The organism is Chryseobacterium sp. BLS98 (genome assembly GCF_001045445.1).
GTDB lineage: Bacteria > Bacteroidota > Bacteroidia > Flavobacteriales > Weeksellaceae > Chryseobacterium.
Map to the genome: position 1 here is coordinate 134,979 of NZ_LFNF01000004.1, position 20,844 is coordinate 155,822.

The 20,844-nt window shown below is 37.7% G+C and carries 18 protein-coding genes; 10 read left to right on the forward strand and 8 right to left on the reverse strand.

Translation table 11 applies throughout. The features are described 5' to 3' along the window. Window positions 1-13 precede the first annotated feature (13 nt). The 3 genes from ACM40_RS16555 to ACM40_RS16565 are packed head-to-tail and all read left to right on the forward strand — an operon-like array spanning window position 14 to window position 2,255. On the forward strand, window positions 14-1,048 hold the full coding sequence (locus tag ACM40_RS16555; RefSeq protein WP_048503912.1) for an acyl-CoA reductase: 1,035 nt from the start codon (window positions 14-16) through the stop codon (window positions 1,046-1,048). Between the two features lie 45 nt (window positions 1,049-1,093). Beyond that, window positions 1,094-1,531 carry a hypothetical protein gene (locus ACM40_RS16560; protein WP_048503913.1) on the forward strand — a complete coding sequence of 146 codons (438 nt, stop codon included), beginning with the start codon at window positions 1,094-1,096 and terminating at the stop codon, window positions 1,529-1,531. Between the two features lie 34 nt (window positions 1,532-1,565). Beyond that, window positions 1,566-2,255: a Bax inhibitor-1 family protein gene (locus ACM40_RS16565; RefSeq protein ID WP_048503914.1), complete on the forward strand. Its 690-nt coding sequence runs from the start codon at window positions 1,566-1,568 to the stop codon at window positions 2,253-2,255. 389 nt (window positions 2,256-2,644) lie between these two features. Here the strand turns inward: ACM40_RS16565 and ACM40_RS16570 are convergent, their stop codons facing one another. The 4 genes from ACM40_RS16570 to ACM40_RS16585 all read right to left on the reverse strand — a co-directional run bounded on the left by ACM40_RS16570 (window position 2,645) and on the right by ACM40_RS16585 (window position 5,368). Beyond that, a complete protein-coding gene (locus ACM40_RS16570; protein ID WP_034727575.1) occupies window positions 2,645-2,893 on the reverse strand; it encodes a DUF6952 family protein in 249 nt (82 codons plus the stop codon). Then, window positions 2,893-3,201 carry a thioredoxin family protein gene (locus ACM40_RS16575; protein ID WP_048503915.1) on the reverse strand — a complete coding sequence of 103 codons (309 nt, stop codon included), beginning with the start codon at window positions 3,199-3,201 and terminating at the stop codon, window positions 2,893-2,895. Before ACM40_RS16575 ends, ACM40_RS16570 begins: the two co-directional genes overlap by 1 nt. Before the next feature lie 165 nt (window positions 3,202-3,366). Then, on the reverse strand, window positions 3,367-3,999 hold the full coding sequence (locus ACM40_RS16580) for a peroxiredoxin (protein WP_040999047.1): 633 nt from the start codon (window positions 3,997-3,999) through the stop codon (window positions 3,367-3,369). 172 nt (window positions 4,000-4,171) lie between these two features. Further along, window positions 4,172-5,368, reverse strand: coding sequence for a pyridoxal phosphate-dependent aminotransferase (locus ACM40_RS16585; RefSeq protein ID WP_048503916.1), 1,197 nt, complete (start codon window positions 5,366-5,368; stop codon window positions 4,172-4,174). Window positions 5,369-5,530: 162 nt separating this feature from the next. Here ACM40_RS16585 and ACM40_RS16590 point away from each other — a divergent pair, with 162 nt between their 5' ends. The 6 genes from ACM40_RS16590 to ACM40_RS16615 all read left to right on the forward strand — a co-directional run bounded on the left by ACM40_RS16590 (window position 5,531) and on the right by ACM40_RS16615 (window position 12,268). Continuing rightward, entirely contained in the window at window positions 5,531-6,358 is an 828-nt protein-coding gene (locus tag ACM40_RS16590) for a GLPGLI family protein (protein ID WP_048503917.1), read from the forward strand. Between the two features lie 146 nt (window positions 6,359-6,504). Further along, the gene (locus tag ACM40_RS16595; RefSeq protein WP_048503918.1) at window positions 6,505-7,842 is read left to right on the forward strand and encodes a M28 family metallopeptidase; all 1,338 of its coding nucleotides are present in this window, start codon (window positions 6,505-6,507) and stop codon (window positions 7,840-7,842) included. 97 nt (window positions 7,843-7,939) lie between these two features. Beyond that, entirely contained in the window at window positions 7,940-8,575 is a 636-nt protein-coding gene (gene rsmG, locus ACM40_RS16600) for a 16S rRNA (guanine(527)-N(7))-methyltransferase RsmG (RefSeq protein ID WP_048503919.1), read from the forward strand. Between the two features lie 62 nt (window positions 8,576-8,637). Then, entirely contained in the window at window positions 8,638-9,042 is a 405-nt protein-coding gene (locus ACM40_RS16605; RefSeq protein ID WP_048503920.1) for a hypothetical protein, read from the forward strand. Then, window positions 9,042-9,578 carry a DUF922 domain-containing protein gene (locus ACM40_RS16610; RefSeq protein WP_048503921.1) on the forward strand — a complete coding sequence of 179 codons (537 nt, stop codon included), beginning with the start codon at window positions 9,042-9,044 and terminating at the stop codon, window positions 9,576-9,578. Before ACM40_RS16605 ends, ACM40_RS16610 begins: the two co-directional genes overlap by 1 nt. After that, entirely contained in the window at window positions 9,575-12,268 is a 2,694-nt protein-coding gene (locus tag ACM40_RS16615; protein WP_048503922.1) for a PD-(D/E)XK nuclease family protein, read from the forward strand. The genes ACM40_RS16610 and ACM40_RS16615 overlap by 4 nt, the downstream gene beginning before the upstream one ends. 60 nt (window positions 12,269-12,328) lie before the next feature. On the opposite strand, the gene ACM40_RS16620 is transcribed toward ACM40_RS16615, so the two are convergent. From ACM40_RS16620 to ACM40_RS16635, 4 genes are all read right to left on the reverse strand, one after another. Further along, window positions 12,329-14,275 carry a T9SS type A sorting domain-containing protein gene (locus ACM40_RS16620; protein ID WP_048503923.1) on the reverse strand — a complete coding sequence of 649 codons (1,947 nt, stop codon included), beginning with the start codon at window positions 14,273-14,275 and terminating at the stop codon, window positions 12,329-12,331. A gap of 162 nt (window positions 14,276-14,437) precedes the next feature. Then, window positions 14,438-15,616, reverse strand: coding sequence for an acyl-CoA dehydrogenase family protein (locus ACM40_RS16625; protein WP_048503924.1), 1,179 nt, complete (start codon window positions 15,614-15,616; stop codon window positions 14,438-14,440). Window positions 15,617-15,743: 127 nt separating this feature from the next. Beyond that, window positions 15,744-16,532, reverse strand: coding sequence for an NUDIX hydrolase (locus tag ACM40_RS16630; RefSeq protein ID WP_048503925.1), 789 nt, complete (start codon window positions 16,530-16,532; stop codon window positions 15,744-15,746). Window positions 16,533-16,554: 22 nt separating this feature from the next. Further along, on the reverse strand, window positions 16,555-17,742 hold the full coding sequence (locus tag ACM40_RS16635) for an MFS transporter (RefSeq protein ID WP_048503926.1): 1,188 nt from the start codon (window positions 17,740-17,742) through the stop codon (window positions 16,555-16,557). A gap of 177 nt (window positions 17,743-17,919) precedes the next feature. Between ACM40_RS16635 and ACM40_RS16640 the strand changes: the two genes are divergently transcribed. Further along, window positions 17,920-20,838 (forward strand): SusC/RagA family TonB-linked outer membrane protein, encoded by a 2,919-nt coding sequence (locus ACM40_RS16640; RefSeq protein ID WP_048503927.1) that lies wholly within the window; start codon window positions 17,920-17,922, stop codon window positions 20,836-20,838. Window positions 20,839-20,844 lie beyond the last annotated feature (6 nt).

Below are 20,844 nucleotides of genomic sequence, written 5' to 3' on the forward strand. Positions count from 1 at the left end.
TTTAAAAGTAATTATGAATATCGAAAATCAAGTTTTAGGACTTATTAAGTTAAGTGAGTATATAAAAGAGTTTTTGGCAAAGGATCAGAAGGATTATAATGAGGCGGATAACGAGTTTGAGTTATTGCTTAAAAGATCTGAAATAGAGAATCCTTGGTTTACCATTGAAAATCAGAAATTTGCCCTGAAAGAATGGACGAGTTTACTTACGCAGGAAAATATAAACAACTGGATTGGAAATTATTCTGTTTCCAGGACTCCAAAAAGGGTGGGATTGATCCTGGCCGGAAATATTCCTCTTGTTGGGCTTCATGATGTGATATCGGTTGTTTTAAGCGGTCATATTCCTTTAATCAAGCTGTCTTCCAAAGACAGGCAGATGGTTCCGTTTCTGTTGAAAAAATGGAATGAGCTGTCCGGTGGAGCCGTACAGTCTGAATTTGTTGAAAAACTGGAGAATTTTGATGCCGTGATCGCTACAGGAAGCAACAATACGGCACGTTACCTGGAATATTATTTCAAAGACCATTTGAATATTATCCGTAAAAACAGGACTTCGGTTGCCGTACTGGAAGGTAATGAGACTCCTGAGGAACTTCAGCTTCTGGCCGAAGATATTTTCAGGTATTTCGGGCTTGGATGCAGGAATGTGACCAGGATTTTTATTCCGGAAGATTTCGTGATCGACAGGTTATTTGAAAGCTTTTTAAATTTCCAGGATATTATCAATCATCATAAATATGCTAACAATTATGATTACAACAGGGCAGTTTATCTTCTGAATCAGGATAAATTCTGGGATAATAATTTTGTGATGCTGAAAGAGGATGATAAACTTTTCAGTCCGCTTTCGGTAATCAACTTCAGCAGATACTCGTCATTGGAAGATGTAAAAAAATTCCTTGCTGAAAACGAAGAAAATATTCAGTGTATTGTGGCTAAAAACGAACTGGGATTGGATTCGATTCCTTTTGGCGAAGCACAGCATCCTGCTTTGGATACGTATGCGGATAATGTAGATACGATGAGATTTTTGGAAGTGGTCTGATTTTCGTATCTTAACTCACTTATTTTACCAAATACCAAAAAGATTATGAAAAAAATATTTTTAGGACTTACATTGCTTGCCGCGCAGCTGATGTTTGCTCAGAAAGTGACGGGAGTAAAGGTTGAAAAGGTCCAGAAAGAAGTTCCGGCACAGCTGGACAAGGAAAAGGTTGCTTTGTATAATGAGAACTTCCTGAAGTTCGTTGAAGCGCTTAAGTCTCCGGACCGTACAGCTGTAGACGCACTTTTATCGGATAAAGTGAAGGCAATCGTTACAGATGATGTTCTGAAAAAAGTAAAAGAAGGCTTTGATGTAAATAAAAAGCTGGAAATTCTAAGTACCGGCTACCATAAACTGATGGACGGTTCCAATCTTCCAAGCATTCATTACAAATATGCGGGGGAGTCAAAAGAGGTGATTATGGCTGTATTTGAAGAGGACGGAAAAATCCTTGGTGTAATGCCGGCGAAAAAGACAAAATAATGAATATTCAAAACAAAATTAAAAAATACTAACTATGATGACAGATGTTTTGGTTGCTCATTCCTCAGAAGTGGAAAAGGCAGCTTTTTACAGAAAAACTTACTTGCATGTCGCTTTATCCATCCTCGCATTTATCGGGGTTGAAACTATTTTACTGAAAACTGTTCCGGTAGAGGTTATTGCTATGATGTTCGGGCAGAAATATACCTGGCTGCTCATTATCGGGGTTTTCTGGCTGGCTTCTATGCTGGCTTCCAAGTGGTCGCTTTCACAGAGCAGAACTACACAGTATTTCGGATTAGGATTTTATATCATTCTGGAAGCGGTAATCTTCATGCCTATGATTTATATCGCAGCAGGAATGCAGGGTGGCGGAAACATTATTTTCCAGGCTGCTATGCTTACGATTGCGATGTTTGCAGGACTTTCTGCAGTGGCATTTACTTCTAAAAAAGATTTTTCATTTTTAAGAAATATCATTATTATCGGAGGTTTTCTTTCGATAGGATTAATTGTAGCCGGTGCTATTTTCGGATTCAATTTAGGGCTTTGGTTTTCCGTAGGAATGGTTCTTTTGGCTTCTGCGAGTATTCTGTACGAAACAAGCAAGCTTAAAAATGTATATACTACCGGACAGTATGTAGGTGCTTCTTTACAGCTTTTTGCATCAATTATGCTGTTGTTCTGGTATATCCTGAGAATTTTAATGAGCAGAAGAAGCTAATTTTAAATGAAGAATGAAAAGTGAAGAGTTATAAACTCTGATCTATCAATAATAATTAATTAATCCCGGTGATAATTTCATCGGGATTTTTTATTTTTTAAACACAAATAGCACGAATATTTTCACAAATATTCGTGCTATTTGTGTTTTAATTAAGTAATCAAACCAAAAAAAATCCCGGTAATATTCACCGGGATTTTAATTGGATTCTTTAATTGTATAAACAACGACAACAGCATCAGCAATGGCATATTACAGAAGCTTTAAGACGAATGTTTAAAATTGAAATTAAAGAATTGAGAAAATATAGTATCGAGGAAAGCCTCAGTAGTATTGTGTTTATAATCTTTTAATGATTAAATCTTTTAAATGATTCAATAAGAAAAAAATTATTTATCAATAGATCCTAAGACCTTCTGTGCAAAAGAATTCAGAGCATCTTTTTCGCTCATACCGTTCTGAACGCTGGCGTGTACTTCCAAAGCACCACAGATGTTGGTGATCAGCTCTCCTGCTACATTCAGATCTTCTTCACTGGTTCCTCTGAATTCGCAGAAGCTTTCTAAAACTTCCAGAGTTTTCTCAAGATTCTCCGGAGTCTGGTTCTGATAAAACTGTCTGATTACGGGTAACTTCATTATTGTATTTCTTTAAAAAGATTAATTAAACTCTCGGCCTGGTTGCTCTGTACCTGGTTTACCAATTCACCGTTTTTAAAAACTGCGAAAGTAGGAAGATTGTCAACCGTTGCCAGTTTTCTGCTTTCAGGAAGCTTTTCAGCATCTACATATAAGAAAGGGATATTTTCGTTTTCTGATGCCAGTTTTTTGAATTTTGGCTTCATGATTCTGCAGTTTCCGCACCATGTTGCGCCATATTGAACAACTACTTTTTCATTGTCGTTCACGATATTCTGTAATGTATCTTCTGTTAATTCTGTGTACATAATGATAATTTGAAAATTTATTAATTTGAAAGTGTGTTAATTGGCAAAAACGGAAATTGTTTCCTTGCCATTTTGTGTGAAAAAATAAATAGAAAATGAGATAATTTTTATATAAATCCTGAGATCAATTTTCAAATTATCTCATTTTCAAATTAACACATTATTTTAGTTCTTTGCTAAATATTCTGCGGTAGAATTTCTGTCTGCTTTCATCGCATCTTTTCCTTCTTCCCAGTTGGCAGGACATACTTCACCGTGCTTCTGAACGTGGGTGTAAGCGTCGATTAGTCTTAAATATTCTTTTACGTTTCTTCCTAACGGCATATCGTTTACAGACTCGTGGAAGATTTTTCCGGTTTCGTCAATAAGATAAGTTGCTCTGTAAGTTACGTTAGAACCTGTGAAAGTCTCTTCACCTTCTTCATTGTATTCAAAATCCTGATCTACAATTCCTAAAATGTTAGCCAATTGTCTGTGAGTATCAGCTAGAAGCGGGTAAGTTACCCCTTCGATACCTCCGTTATCTTTTGCAGTATTCAACCATGCAAAGTGTACCTCATTTGTATCACAAGAAGCACCGATTACTTTCGTGTTTCTTTTTTCGAATTCACCTAAAGCATCCTGGAAAGCGTGAAGCTCTGTAGGACATACGAAAGTGAAATCTTTAGGGTACCAGAATAAAAGTACTTTCTGCTGGTTAGAAGTTGCTTCCTCAAGGATGTTGATTCTAAGATCGTCACCCATTTCAGACATTGCATCAATTGTTACATTTGGGAATTTTTTTCCTACTAAAGACATAATTTTCTGTTTTTATATTAAATTTTCTTGTGCAAAGATATAAACATTTCATCTATCAAACAAATCAATATTGATAAATAAAATCTATAATTGTTTTTAATGAATTTAAAGAAAAAAAGCCCTGAAATCAGAGCTTTTTCTTTATGTTATACTCATTTTGATTGAGTCTAATTTATGAATTGAATGGAGTCAATACATCCTTGATTCGTTTCATCGCTTCTCTCAGGTCTTCCTCAGAAGCAGCATAAGAAAATCTGATGCATTCAGGGCTTCCGAAAGAAACGCCACCTACGCATCCGACATGAGCATTTTCCAGTAAGAACATAGCGAAATCATCAGAATCTTTGATTTCCGTGCCGTTCAGTGTTTTTCCAATGTAATAGGAAATATCCGGGAAGAAATAAAAGGCAGCTTTTGGAAGCAGTACTTTAAATCCAGGGATTTCCTTCATCAGGTCATACACCAGATCCCTTCTTTTCTGAAAGGCATCGATCATATATTTATATTCGGAAGGATCTGTTTTCAAAGCAGTGATGGAAGCTCTCTGCGCCATTGTATTTGCGCCGCTGGTCATCTGTCCCTGGATCTTTTCGCAGGCTTTGGCCAACCATTCAGGACATGCGGAATAACCGATTCTCCACCCCGTCATGGCAAATGCTTTAGACATCCCGTTGATTACGGCAGTCTGTTCATACACTTCAGGAAACTGGGCAATGGATGTTGTTTTTGTTTCGTAATTGATGTACTCATAGATTTCATCTGAAATAATCGTCACATGAGGATATTTGGCAATAACTTTCGCCATGGATTTCAGTTCATCATAGGTATAATATCCACCGGACGGGTTACACGGCGAGCTGAAAAGAATTGCTTTTGTTTTATCTGTAATGGCTTCTTCAAGCTGTTCGGCAGTTATTTTAAAATCTGTAACATAAGAAGTAGGAAGCATTACGGAATTTCCTCCCATCATTTTTACCATTTCATCATAGCTTACCCAGTAAGGTGCAGGAAGCAATACTTCATCACCGTCATTAATAACGGAGGCAAGCACATTTAAAATAGCCTGCTTAGCGCCGTTGGAAACACAGATCTGGGAAGGTTTATAGTCAAGGTTGTTGTCCTTTTTTAATTTATAGGCTACCGCTTCACGAAGCTCAAGAAACCCGGGAACAGGAGAGTAGTGGCTGTAATTCTGGTTGATCGCATCAAAAGCGGCCTGTTTGATATTATCCGGAACATCAAAATCCGGTTCGCCAAGAGTAAGACTAATCACGTCAATGCCGGCGGCTTTCATTTCTCTTGCTTTGTTCGACATTACGAAAGTCTGTGAGTAACCTAATCTTTTTACTCTATCTGAAAGTTTATCCATATGATGTTTTTGAATTTAAACAAATATATAATAAAAACGTTTTGCCGGGAAATAAAAATGAGGCTGGAAAAAAGATTTTTGTCAGGTTTTAATTTAATGACTAGATTTGGAAATGATTGATTCAGTCTGTATTCAATAGTGTTTTAACAATATATCATCAAAATGCACAGAATTTTATTTTTACTATTAGCTTCTTTTTTCTCGGCTCAGAGTTACCGTTTTGTTTACGAATACAAAATGAAGCCTGATGCAGCGAAAAAGGATTCCGTGGTGACAGATTATATGAATCTGGATACGGACGGAAAGAAATCTTATTTCTCTAATGCTGTAAAATACGAAAGGGATTCTGCCTACAAAGTCGATAAAAGCTATCCTGCTCTTCTGAAAGGCAAGCATTACGACCGTAATTTTAATTATATCATTGAAAAAGATTATGCTAAAAAAACAATTAATTTTTACGATAAATTTAAAAATGCTGACCTTGTTATAACAGAAAATGAGACTCCAAAATGGTCAATCGAAAATGAATTCAAAAAAATCAATAACATTAACTGCCAGAAAGCCACGGCCGATTATAAAGGAAGAAAGTGGGAAGCCTGGTTCAGTAAAGATTTTCCGGTGAATGATGGCCCTTATAAATTCAGTGGGCTTCCGGGACTCGTGGTGATGGTAAAGGATTCTGAAAATAATCATGCTTTCGACTTGATTCAGATTAAAAAAATAAGCGTTTTAAACACTTTTGTTCCCAAAAAAAATAAATCGATAACTAACGAAGAATACAGGAAATATATCAAAAATTACACATTCTCTTCAGCAGAAGATATTGCAGGAATGAGCATTGATTCCAAAGCAGGAAAAATGGAAATGCAGCTGAAAGATGGCTATATCGCCCAGTTCGATTATAACGAACTTAAAAAGAGCGGAGCCAATATGGATGCCGTGATTGCCAATAAACTCAGATTATCTGATAATCCTATTGAAAAAGAGTAAAAAATAACCAAAGACTGCTTTTTGCAGTCTTTTTTTATCTCAAATCTCAATTGGATTCCAAAATGTTTTATTTCTGTAAAAACAGAGGTGAAAAATAATTCTTACATTTTATGTTTTGTATATTTAAACAATCTAAGACTGACTGTATGAAATATTCTCTCTTTTTATTGCTGGCTCCTTTTGTCGCTTTTTCTCAGACCCGTACAAAAGACAATGAAATAAAGAAATACGTTTCTGAAGTGAGTTCAGATTCTTTAAAATCCTATATCAATAAACTGGTGGGCTTTCATACCAGGCACACTTTAAGTTCTGTGGATGATAAAAGCCAGGGAATTGGAGCGGCAAGAAACTGGGTGTTGAGAAAATTTAAAGAATATGCAGGAAATTCAGGCGGAAGAATGGATGTTTACCTGCAGCAGGAAGATATTCAGCCCGATGGCAAAAGGGTAGACAAAGTGACCAATCTGGGAAATCCTGTAGCATTTCTGAAAGGCACAGACCCAAATGATAAAAGAATTTTCCTGATCTCTGCCCATCTGGATTCAAGGGTCACTGATGTGATGAACAGAACGTCTTTGGCTCCCGGCGCTAATGATGATGGGAGTGGAGTAAGTGCGGTGATAGAAGCGGCTAGAATTCTGAGCAGATCTTCTTTTCCTGCATCTGTTATTTTCGTTACTTTTTCCGGTGAAGAACAGTCGCTGCTTGGGTCTAAGCTCTTTGCAGACAAGGCCCAAAAAGAAAACCTGCAGATAGAAGCAGTCCTGAATAATGATATGATCGGAAATCCTGAAGAAGGAGAAACAGGAAAGATTAATAATCATACACTGAGAGTTTTCAGTGAAGGGATGCCATATGCGGAACTGGATAAAAAAGCAATGAATATAAGGAACCTCGGGTTGGAAAATGATGGGTATTCCAGGCAGCTTGCCCGATATATTAAAGAAATTGCAGAAGAATATGTGAAAGGGCTTGAAGTAAAGCTGATCTACAGAAACGACAGATTCCTCCGCGGAGGGGATCATTCCAGCTTCGTTACCCAGGGGTATCCTTCTGTAAGGCTCACAGAATATTATGAAAATTATGACCGCCAGCACCAGGATATCAGGGTAGAGAATGGCAAACAGTATGGAGATCTTCCCCAATATATAGATTACAATTATCTGAAAAGGAATGTGGCTGCGAATATTGCAGTTCTGGCCAGTCTGGCGAAGGCTCCTTCAAAACCGGAACAGGTAGAAGTACAGGTGAAAGAGCTTACCAATTCCACTACACTGCAATGGAAAAATCCAAAATCGGGTTCGCCGGTTGGGTATTATGTCTTGGTAAGGGAGACTGACAGCTCTTTGTGGCAGAAAAAGATCTTTACTAAAGAACTTTACATTAAAATCCCGCTTTCAAAGGATAATTATATTTTTGCGGTTCAGGCCGTTAATCAAAACGGGAATTTAAGCGTTCCTGTTATTCCTGCTATTGCGCGGTAATGTCACTTTATTGTAGTTGAATTTAAAGTTTCCTGGGAGTAACTTCATTTGAATACAACAGAAATAAAACTTATTTTTGCAGATTATAATAATTCATATGGCAGCATCGTTACTATTAAAATACTTTCCTGATCTTACAGAGAAGCAGATCGAACAGTTTTCCCAACTGGAGAAACTGTATAATGAGTGGAATGAAAAAATCAATGTGATCTCAAGAAAAGATATGGAATCGCTGTATGAGAAGCATGTTCTGCACTCTTTGGGAATTGCGAAAATAATGGAATTTGCGCCAGGAACAAAAGTTCTGGATATTGGAACAGGAGGTGGTTTTCCGGGAATTCCCCTGGCGATCCTTTTTCCGGAAGTTGAATTTACTTTAATTGATTCTATCGGAAAGAAAATCACTGTTGTAAAAGCAGTTGCAGAAGGAATCGGGTTGCAAAACCTCACTGCTATTCACGGAAGAGCTGAGAAAGTGAAAGAAAAGTTTCATTTCGTAGTAAGCCGTGCTGTAACACAGATGCCGGAATTTCTGAGATGGCTGAAAGGAAAGTTTGAAAAAGAACAGTTTAATCCCAAACATAACGGAGTTTTGTATTTAAAAGGTGGCGATCTTGCTGAAGAGCTGGCCGGAATTAAATGTGAAATCTTCAACCTTAAAAACTATTTTGATGAAGAATTTTTTGATACTAAAAAAGTGATTTATGTATCAAAAGGCAATTTTAACTCTTGATTTTTATAATTAAGTGATCATTTTTTGCTGAATTATTATTGATAATCAGTAAATTTAAGGTTATGAAAAAACTTTTAAATATTGGATTTTCTGCATTGTTTTTAGGGTTGGTTTTTATCTCCTGTGAAGATGATGATTACCAGACCGTGCAGTCCATAGAGAGAATCAGGATCGACAGTGTAAAGATCATGAAGGATACTATGGATGTCTATTCAATACAGAGCATTAAGACGTATTCTACATATTCGTCCCAATGTGAGGGGTTTTACGGATATGATTACATCCACGACAGCAGTCTGCAAAGATCTGTTACCGCTTATAAATATATTACTGAAGGACCTTGTACACAGGAAACCCATGTAGGAACCAGCCAGATTAAATTCAGCCCGCGCCAGACAGGAACTTACACCTTCAGATTCTGGAACGGCAGCAACAGCTGGATCACCAAAACAATTGTAGTTAAATAATGAAATGGATTTCGCTTGGCTTATTTCTCTTTACAAATACACTTTTCGGACAAAAAATAATCTGGAAGGAAGATCATAAGCTGGTCTGGGATAATTTTAAAAGCAAAGTAAGCAGAAAAAATAATTCGGATGTGATTGCCTACACCCATTGCGGGTGGGAGTATTCTGTAGTGAAGTCCACCAACCCTAAATCTCCGGTTAAAATTGAGATTACTGCTATTTTCAATGAGGATATGTCTTGGAAAGATGTGAAAAGAATTAACGATTATATCCTTCTGCATGAGCAGAAACATTTTGATATTGCAGAACTATTCGTCAGAAAATTCAGGAAAGAAATAGCAGAAAAGATCAAAACCTCCGGGGATTACAATAAAAACTTTAATGCAGTTTACAGCAGGATATCAAACGATTACAAAAACTTTCAAATGTCCTATGATAAAATCACAGAACATGGGATGAATAAAGAAAAGCAGGCAGAATACAATGCCCTCATTGCTGAAGAACTAGATAACTTAAAAAGCTATAAAGCCTCTTGAAATTTCTCAATAAAATCATCCGCGAACTGTTGGCTCAAAACCCGGATCTTTCGGATTTCAATATTGTTCTGCCCGGAAAACGTCCCATTGTATTCATCAGACAGATCCTGGAAGAAAACAATTATTCCGGATTTCTTCCCAATTTTTTTACCATAGAAGAACTGATCGACAGGATTGCAGGAAAACAGCCGGTCCAGGGAATTTCCCTGTGGCTTTTTGCCTTTGATGTTTACCGGAGCCTTGGACTTATCCCTAAAGATGATTTTTCAGACTTTTTAAAGTGGTTTCCTACCCTGCAGAAAGACTGGGACGATATCCTGAAGTTCTCAGAAAGTGATGAGGCCGTACTGCAGTATATGTTTGATGAGGAAAGGATCAAGGAATGGGCGCAGGATCTTGGCGAAGACGATGATGTTCCCCGTAAAAAATTCCTTAATTTCTGGCAGAATATGAATGTTTTTCTTCCGGCTTTAAAGAAAAAACTGCAGGAGAAGAACTGGGCTACTTCCGGAATGATCCACGAAACGGCGAAAGCGAAGATTGCAGGATTTGCTGAAGGTACTTCCGAGCATTTCGTATTTTGTGGTTTCAATGCCTTTACGCCGGTAGAAGAGAAGCTGGTAAGAAACTTGTTGCGGTGGAATAAAGCGGAGTGTTTCTTTCAGGCGGATCATTATTATTTTGATGATGAAAGACAGGAAGCCGGAAAATTCCTGAGAAATCACAAAATGTGGAAGGAATTTGATGATAACAGGGCTTTTCAGTGGATAGAAGATGATTTTAACCAGCCCAAAAACATCAAAGTCTATGAAGTCTCCGGAAATGTAACGCAGACTAAAGTGTTGCCTGAAATATTCAAGGAAATTGAAAATAAAACCTATTCCAATACAGCTGTGGTTTTATTGGACGAGAATCTTCTTCCTGCAAGCTTAGATGTGATGTACGGTGTTGAAAACCTGAATATTACCATGGGGTTTCCGTTGAAAAACCTGTCGTTTTCCAATGCGGTAAAACAGCTGTTCTATCTTCAGAAACAGCTGGAAAAAAATAAATCCTCCTATTATTACAGAGATATTTTCCCGATCCTTGAAGAGCTTCCGAAATCCGCTGAAGATGAGTTGATTATCAGTAATTTCAGAACAAAAGTAGAAGAGAGGAATATTGTTTATATATCAAAAAAACTTTTAGACGAGCTTCTGGGCGGGCTTTCCTATTACGGACTGCTTAAAAAAGCTGATCATACGAGTGTTTATCTCGATATGCTTATTGAGTTCTGCCGGCAGATTAAATGGCTGGAAATAGATGATATCCAGTATGAAAATGTTTCCCATTTTGAGAATGCATTCAGAATCATTAAAAACCAGCTTAGCCCGTATAATTTTGAGATTAAAATGGAAACGCTGGAGATCCTGATCAACCAGCATGTTAATTCGGAAAGTATCGATTTTCAAGGGGAACCGCTCCGCGGACTTCAGATTATGGGGCTCCTGGAAACCCGTCTTCTAAACTTCGAGAATGTCATTATGCTTTCTGTGAATGAAGGGAAGCTTCCTTTGGGGAATTCTCAGAATACATACATTCCGTTTGATATCAGAAGGTATTTTGACCTTCATACTTTCCTGGAAAACGACAGTATCTATGCTTATCACTTTTACCGGCTGATTCAGGATTCTAAAAACGTCCATCTTCTGTATAATGCACTCAGTTCCGGGGTAAATACCGGGGAAAAAAGCAGGTTTATCACCCAGATCGAAATGGAGAGTTCCCATAAGATAGAACATCTCATTATTGAAAATTCTTCCGAGCCCATTGTTTCACAGCCCATAGAAATTCTTAAGACTCCCATCGTGCTGGAAAGACTTCAGAAATGGAAAGAAAAAGTATCGGCTTCCCACCTCACCAGCTACCTTTACAATCCTATTGATTTTTATCTTTCGAAGATATTAAAGACCTCTGAAACAGATGAAATAGAAGAAGAGCTTTCAGTAAAAAATTACGGGAATCTGGTTCATTATTCACTTCAAGAAGTATATGAAATACTTAAAGGTAAAATTTTAAAAGAAAGAGATTTACAGAATTCAATTAAAGAAATAGATCAATATATAAATATTGCCATTGAAAAGCTGAAGCACCAGCCTGAATTTTATGAAAAAGGGATGAATTACATCCACCGTGCTATTGCTAAAAAAGTGATTGAAAATGTTCTGAACCATGATCTTGAACTGGTGAAAAATGGTCATACTTTAGAGATTCTGGACATTGAAAAAAGGTTTGAAAACGTGGATTTCTATCTTGATGACAATGATAAAATATCCTTCTTTGGGTTTATTGACAGGATAGACCGCCTCGACGGAACACTCAGAATTATCGATTACAAAACTGCAAAAATCAAAAATCTCACGGTAAAAATAGACGAAAACAATGTCGATGAATATTTCCATAACAGTGAAAGGAAACAGGCCCTACAGCTTTGTATTTATCATTATGTGGTTCAGAACCTTCCTGAATTCTGGGGCCTTCCTATAGAAACAGGGATCTGGAGCTTTGCAGAAGCTAAAAAAGGCGTGGTTTCCCTGCAGTTTGAGAAGGGGAACATTGATGATGCCATGCAGTCCGTGAAGAATCTTATCCTGGAAATTTTAAACCCGGATCTCAGTTTTATTGAGAATATAAAACCTTATTCCAATTAAAAATGCACTCCATTACTGAAGTGCATTCAATCAATTTGAAATGAAGAATATATTACTTTGTTATAATTTGACTTTCTTATTGACAGTGTTTCCATCGCTGGTAACCATTTGAACAATGTAAACCCCTGATTCTAGATTATTTGACCTGAATTCAGGTTTATTGATCTCCTGCTGAAGGATCAGGGCACCGGAAATACTGTAAATGCTGATATTTTTGATACCGGTATCTGCTTTTGCAATAATCTGGCGGTTTTGGGTAAATACTTCAGTTTTATTGACTAATAGCCCATCAGTCAATGCTTTTTTGAACTGCAGATTATAAAACTGAGTGACCACTTCAAAAGTATTGTTTTGACTGGCAATGTCTTTCATATCAATTCCATCGTCTTTGCTGTATTGTTCTTTGGAAACTGATTTCAGAAGATTTTTGTTGTCATCAAAAATATTAACCGTCATAAGTTCTTCCTGAGGGATTTTGAGTTTTAGAATATGATTGTTTTCAGACTGTATGATCTCATTCTCAGGAACTTCTATTGGTGTATTCTTAACGTAAGGAATTAATTTTTGATTATTGTTGTCCTGTACTTTTAAAAGATAAACTCCATCTTTTAAGGCAGGTAAGCCGCTTTCCGTCGCTGATCTGCTTGCTGCTTTCTCCTGATTGAAATCTGTTATTCCAATGAGCTCCATATTGCCAAGATCCGGTTTTAGCTGGGAAGAATAAAGTGAATGAGCTTTTGGCTGGCTGCTTTGCTGTTGTTTTGAAGTCAGTATAGCCCATTCGTTCAGAAGTCCTCCGCTTCTAAGGGTGTTGAATTTTGCATTCGATGCCAGTGTGAAAGGGACAATTCCTCCCACATGTCCTAAAGGTCCCCAGTAAAACGAATCCAACTTGTATTTATTCAGGTCCCACCAGGCATAATATCCACGTTGCACGTCAATGGTTTTAGAGGTATTTTCCGGTGGAATAGCTAGATCTACAGTGGAATGTCCTAAAGTCATCGGTGTTTTGTTGTACCAATCGTACACATCTTTAGGTTTCATGCATCTTCTGAGGTTGTTGTTCGGATTATTGGTCACATCATTCACAAAATTCTGAGTGAAAAGATTCCGCCAGATGACCGGGCCCCAGAGAAGGCCTCCATTATCCTGAACCACGTGGTAGTTATACTTATCGAGATATTCCGGTGAAATCACTTCTGAAATGTTGGTGTTATACGTTTTATACCCCGTATTGTTGCAGGTATGGAGAACATTGGCAAGGAAAGAAGTAAACGGGTAAAAATCCTTTTCCAGAACTCCTTTATTCAAAGTGACCCCTGAAAAATCATAAGGTCCGTCCCCCATATAAGCATATTTGAATTTCAGATTGGTGGGGTTGGAGGTATTCAGGCTTTTTAAAGTGGACATGGCGGCATGGGCACCCTGGGAGTAGCCTGCCAGAAAATATTCATCATATCTTTTTATACCTAATTGCCCCAGGACTTTATTGGCTGCCGTTACAAAATCTATTGTTGCCCCGGCTTCCGTAGCTGCATCTACATAAGGATGAACTCCGTCTCCGCTTCCCATTCCCACATAATCAGGAGCCATGAGAATGTATCCGTTGAGGACATAGGATAGTTCCACTACAAATCCGGCTGTTAATGCACCTTTAAAGTTGGAAGGTACGTTATTTCTGCTGTCGGTGGTTCCATGATCAGAGACAACCGTAGACAGTTTAAAATTGACATTAGGATACATCAGCAATCCTGTTGCTTTTACTAAAACATTCTTTTCGTTTTTGGTATAATACGTGATTTTATATCCCTTAAGTCCTACATTGAATCCATTGAGATAACTGACGAAATCCGGAGCGTTTTGGTCACCAAGGTTATTGGCGATAAAATTGGCTACACCTTGCGGAGTGAGATCTAGTTTCTGTTCAAAGCTGGCAACATCTCCTGCCTGCTGGGCAAAAAAGAATGGTGCTGTGAAACTTAATAAAAGAATGGATAATTTTTTCATATCAATATTTTTTAATGTTATTAAGTTATATGTTTTTAATAAAACCTTAATAATATTAATACATCAATAATTATTCACTGAATATAAGTTCCCTGCAAAGTGAGTAAAATAAGGAGTCCGGCCATTCGGCCGGACTCCTCTTAATATATTTTAAACTTTTCTCTAAAAAGCGTTGATACCCGTGATATCTAAACCGGTAATCAGTAAATGAACGTCATGAGTACCCTCATAGGTGATTACAGATTCAAGGTTAGCAGCGTGTCTCATCATTGGGAATTCACCCATGATTCCCATACCGCCAAGGATTTGTCTGGATTCTCTTGCAATATCAATAGCCATTTTCACGTTGTTACGCTTAGCCATTGAGATTTGTGCAGGACTTGCTTTATGAGCATTTTTAAGATTTCCTAACTGAAGGCATAATAACTGTGCCTTTGTGATTTCAGTTAAGAATTCAGCTAATTTTTTCTGTTGAAGCTGGTAAGAACCGATTGGTTTCCCGAACTGCTTTCTTTCCTTGGAATACTGAACAGCTGTACAGTAGCAGTCAATGGCAGCCCCGATTACACCCCATGAAATTCCATATCTGGCTGAATTTAAGCAGGATAAAGGTCCTTTTAACCCTGTTACTCCCGGAAGTAGGTTTTCTTTAGGAACTTTTACGTCATTAAATACCAGTTCTCCTGTTTTTGATGCTCTTAAGCTCCATTTGTTATGTGTTTCAGGGGTTGTAAAACCTTCCATACCTCTTTCAACGATCAGTCCCTGCACTTTTCCTTCTTCATTTTTTGCCCAAACTACTGCGATGTCGCACAGTGGAGAATTGGTAATCCACATTTTGGCACCATTTAGAAGGTAGTGATCGCCCATATCTTTAAAATAGGTTTCCATAGAACTTGGATCAGAACCGTGGTTAGGTTCGGTCAGTCCGAAAGAACCAATCATTTCTCCTGCAGCAAGATGAGGAAGATATTTTTTCTTCTGCTCCTCAGATCCGAATTCATTGATCGGGAACATCACCAGCGAGCTCTGTACCGAAGCGGCAGAACGTACTGCAGAATCTCCTCTTTCCAGTTCCTGCATAATCAAACCGTAAGAAATCTGATCTAACCCTGAACCACCATATTCAACAGGAATATATGGACCCAAAGCTCCAATTTTTCCCAATTCTTTCATTAAGCCCGGAATATCTGTATGATTTTGTGCGGCCTGATCAATCTGCGGCATTACAAAACTTTCCACCCAATCTCTTACCGATTGACGGATCAGTTTGTGTTCTTCAGTAAGTAAAGCATCAATTCCGTAATAGTCTGGAATGCTTGTAAGAGGATAATATGACATGATTTTTTGATTTGCCTAAAAGTAATACTTTTCGCTGGTTTGAAAAATTTTTTTGCAAATCTTTATTGCCTTTGATTTTCAGGAAGATAAATGAAAACAGGCAGGTTTTAAGTAAAAACAGGTTTTTTTAAGCCTCCTCATCATTGGAGATAGGATACTGGTTGGCAGCATTGTGTATTTTACTTTTGAATTTATACAGATACGGAGCTTTGTTTGCAGATCCGTCGTACAGTTTTTCCAGTCTGTCCAGGATGTTTAAGCTTAATATCTTGCGTTGGAAATTGTTTCTCCTGAATTTTTCCCCTAAAATAGTTTCATACAAGGATTGAAGATCTTTCATGGTGAATTTTTCAGGAAGAAGATTGCTGGCAGCAACCTCAGTATTGATATTCATACGCAGGTATTCAAGACCGGTCTCTATAATCCTGTCGTGGTCAAAAGCCATCTTGGGTAGATTATTTACTTCAAACCATTCACAGCTTTCGTTAAATGCATCAGGAAAAGTATTGGCAATGGAAAAATCAATAAGGCTGCAGTAAGCTACTGTAATGAATCTCTGAAAAATCCAGTGATCTTTCGGAACTTCAATTCCTTTATTATTGAGAAGAATCTGGTGTACATTATTCTCCGTACGGTCTATTCTCCCGAATGTGTGAAATTGCTTCAGGAAAAGATCTTTCAGATGAGTTCTTTCATATAAGACCCTGGCTGCCGCTTCACGGAGATCTTCATCATTGAAAACAAAACCTCCTGGCAGAGACCACAAATCCAGATCATGATATTTCAAAAGAAGAACCTTCAAAATATTATTGTGAAAACCAAATATGGTACAGTCAACAGATACATGTGCTACAAAGTCTTTTGTATCAATAAGTTCCTGAAGCGTTTCTTTGTTTTTGGTTTCTTTGATTTTCATGGCATAAAAATAAAATTATTTTCTATAATTTCTTTGCTGTCAGCCTAAAATATATCAAACTGACTGTAAACAGCACACAAACAGCCAGTAATGTGTACATCGGATAGTAATTCAACAGCCGTTTTTCAAACAGGACAGCCATGATAATAGAGCTCAGAGAACTTCCCAATGAAGAGAAAATAACAATAAGTGAAGTAAACAGATTGATTTTTTCTTTGTCAATCTGTGCAATCATCTTTGAATTGATAACAGGGTAGAGCGGTGCCAGAAAAAGCCCGATGACAGGGAATAAAAACAAAATAATGCTGGAATTTACAGAATCAAAATACTGAATTCCTAAAATGATGATCAGCACCCCTATAATTAAAAAAAGACACAAAATATAATACCTTGACAACGAAAACCTCTGAATGATATTAGCGGTAAGTGTTCTTCCTGCATAAGAGAAAAGGGCGAGAAAGGAAGTGGCTTGTAAAGCAAAAAAAGAATTGACGTTCAGGTGATTTTTATAAAATGAAGGCAGCCATGAATTAAATCCCTGTTCCACAAATACAATGAAAAAGATAACAAAGAGAAATACAATCGTTGCCGGTTTTACAAATACTGAGAGTTCAGAAATAAGATTTTTACTGTCCGTTTTTTGAGTTTCCGAAATATTCAGCTTTGAAAATAAAAATATCGTTACTGCACAAAGTACCGATATAGACAGGAATCCAAATTTCCAGTATTCTGAATAACGGCTGGAGATCAGCCATCCGAAACCGGTATTAACTATAAAAATTCCGATCATGAATGATGCCTCTACACTGTTCATCATTTTGGCAAGAGACTTTTCATCTGAAATATTATTACGGATAATCCCGAAAACACAAATTTTACCCACTGCAAAACACGTCCCGATAATGGCAAACCATACCTTATAAAACCAGAAATCTTCTACAAACGGCAGCAGGCAGGAGCAGACTCCTACGATGATAAGGGCGGAGATCAACGCTCTTTTTGTTCCGGTTTTACTGATGAAATTCACAGCAAAAAGAGAAATAAAAGCAATGGGAAGATCCTTGAACGATTCCAGAAAACCTAGCTTTTCATAAGTGATGTTTGCCTCCGAAAGCTGAAGAATAACAATGCCCATGCAGTTTAGGACCATTGAAAAAATAAGAAAGGTCAGTTTTAAAGGAAGTGAGATTCTGGAAAGCTTGGCTGTCATTTTGGGGATTTTTTTTATTGTTTTTTTATGATTTTTTTATGAATTATGAAGATAAAATAGAGCTTTCAGCCCCCAAAAATAAACGAAAAATTAAAATAATTGTGAATACAATGTTAAATAATTAAAAAAAAATATATTTTTATTGTCTCAATTTGAGAATTAAAAAACTAACTGTATATGAATCGAAGAATATCAAGAAGTCTGGGATTGGTTGCCGTGCTGTATTTTACAGCCAATTTTAGTGCACAGACCAGCGTAAAGGACACTGTTCCGAAAGAGAATAAAATTGAAGAGGTTATCGTGATCGGTTACGGAACACAGAAAAAAAGTAATGTGACCGGAGCTATTGCAAGTATTAAAGCAAGCGATATAGAAAACATTCCGGCAGGGAAGCCTGAGCAGGTTTTGCAGGGTAGAGCCGCAGGTGTTTCCGTTGTGACCAATTCCGGGCAGCCCGGTGCTGCTGCAACAGTAAGGGTGCGTGGGATTACCAGTTTTGGAGCTGGGAGTAACAGCCCTTTATGGGTAGTGGATGGTATTGTGGTGGATAATATCGGATGGCTGAACCAGTCGGACATAGAAAGTATGGAAGTACTGAAAGATGGAGCATCATCGGCTATCTATGGGGTTTCTGCTGCAAAAGGGGTAATTCTGGTAACAACAAAAAAAGGAAAAAAGGGAAAACTCAGTCTTTCCTATAATGGGTTTTATGGATTTTCAAACACTTCCAAAAAACTAGATCTTTTAGATGCCACCCAGTATGCGAACATCATCAATGAAGGTTTCATCAATGACGGGCAGGCACCGAGATATGCCAACCCAGCCTCTTTTGGAAAGGGAACAAACTGGCAGGATGCGATCTTCGGAACCGGCGAAAAATCTTCTCATGAGGTAAGTATTACCGGAGGTAACGAGAAATCAACCTATTATACATCGTTCGGGTATTTTGATCAGACGGGTATTGTAATGAGTGATATTTCCTATTACAAAAGAATCAATGCCAGATTCAACTCAACACATAAGGTAACGGATTATTTAACCATAGGACAAACCTTTGCCTATACGAGAACAAAATCCCAGGGAATCAGTGCCAATGAAGAATATGGTGGGCCATTAGCTTCAGCTGTAAACTTAGATCCAACCACTCCGGTAGTTGTTACAGATTGGTCTACAGTAGATCCTAGTGGCTATACCAACCCCTATATCATCCGTGATGAGAATGGTAATCCGTACGGAATTTCCCGTTACGTTAACCAGGAAATGACCAATCCGCAAGCCTTCAAGCATATTCAGCAGGGAAATTACAACTGGTCTGATGATTTTGTAGGAAATGTTTTTGCTGAGCTTAAATTTCTTAAAAACTTTACCTTCAAAACGAGTCTTAACGGCAAAAAATCCTATTGGGGAAGCCGCACTTTTACACCGAAATACTATTTAAGTCCCAATTATAGCAATACCAGCTTTAACAGCCTGAATAAGGTAGACGAAAATAAGTTCGAATGGAGTATGGAAAATACACTGACTTATCAGAATAAATTCGGTAACCATAATTTGAGTGTATTGATCGGACAAGGGGTATACCGGTATAATATTTCCGGAGGGACAAGTTTGACGTACACTAATTTACCTATTGATAACTGGCAGGATGCCTCTTTCAATTTTAATATTCCTCAGGATGATATTACAGCTACGGGATGGGACGGAATTCAAACCCGTAAGGCATCTTATTTCGGAAGGATCATTTATGATTATGCTGATAAATATTTATTTACAGGAACAATCCGTAGAGATGGTTCATCAAAATTTGCCACCAATCAGCACTGGGGAACTTTTCCATCGATGTCTTTAGGCTGGAATGTTCACAAAGAAAACTTCTGGCCACAAAATAAAGTGGTTAATAACTTAAAATTAAGAGGAGGTTACGGAGTTTTAGGAAATGATGAAATGGAGAACTTCAGGTTTGCAAGTTTCATGGTTTCCGGAAGCAATTATACCAATGCCGGAAACAATATTATCATAGGCTATGCACCAAGTACACTGGAGAATCCGAACCTGAAATGGGAAGAGACCAGCCAGCTGAATATTGCTGCGGATTTAAAGCTTTTCAATAACTTCACTTTTACGGCAGACTGGTACAAAAAGAAAACATCCGATATCTTAAGACAGGTAAATATCCCGGGTTATGTAGGCGTTCCTAATTTACCTTGGGCAAACGTTGGAGATATGGAAAACACAGGTCTTGAATTGGAATTAGGTTACAAAAAGAACTGGGAGGATTTCAGCATATCAGTTAATGGAAACTTTGCTACTATTAAAAACAAAGTTTTGAGATTGGAAGATGATATAGACTATTTCAACCTTGCTTCTTTCCAGACTATGGGAGCGGTGTCCAGGGTAGCAGTAGGGCAGCCTTACGGTTCGTTTTACGGATACACATATAGTGGTGTTTTCCAGAATCAGGCACAGATTGATTCCTATGTTAATGCCAATGGAACCAAATTATTGGCCAATGCCCAACCAGGAGACTTTATCTGGCAGGACAATAATGGCGACGGTAAAATTGATGACAATGATAAAGTAAACTTAGGAAGTTCTATCCCGAAATATACTTTTGGACTTACAGTCAATTTAAATTACAAGAATTTCGATTTCATGATGTTTGCACAGGGACAGGCAGGAAATAAAATTTTCCAGGGCTTAAGAAGATTGGATATGCTGGATGCCAATTATCAGACAAAAGTTTTAGATCGATGGACTGGGGAAGGTTCTACCAATGATAACCCGAGAATTACAAGGAACGATCCTAACCATAATTATTCCTGGATGTCCAGTTATTATCTTCAGAAAGGAGATTATGTCCGTTTGAAAATCATTCAGTTAGGATATACACTTCCTCAGGAAGTTACCAACCGTTTTGGAATGAATAAAGTAAGGCTGTACATAACGGGAGAAAATGTCTTCACTTTCACCAAATATACAGGCTACGATCCGGAAATTGCAGGAAGAAACAATTCCGAACAAGATATAATAGGAGTTGACAGAGCTTACTATCCACAAGCAAGAACATTTTTGCTAGGTGCTAATATCCAATTTTAATAAATG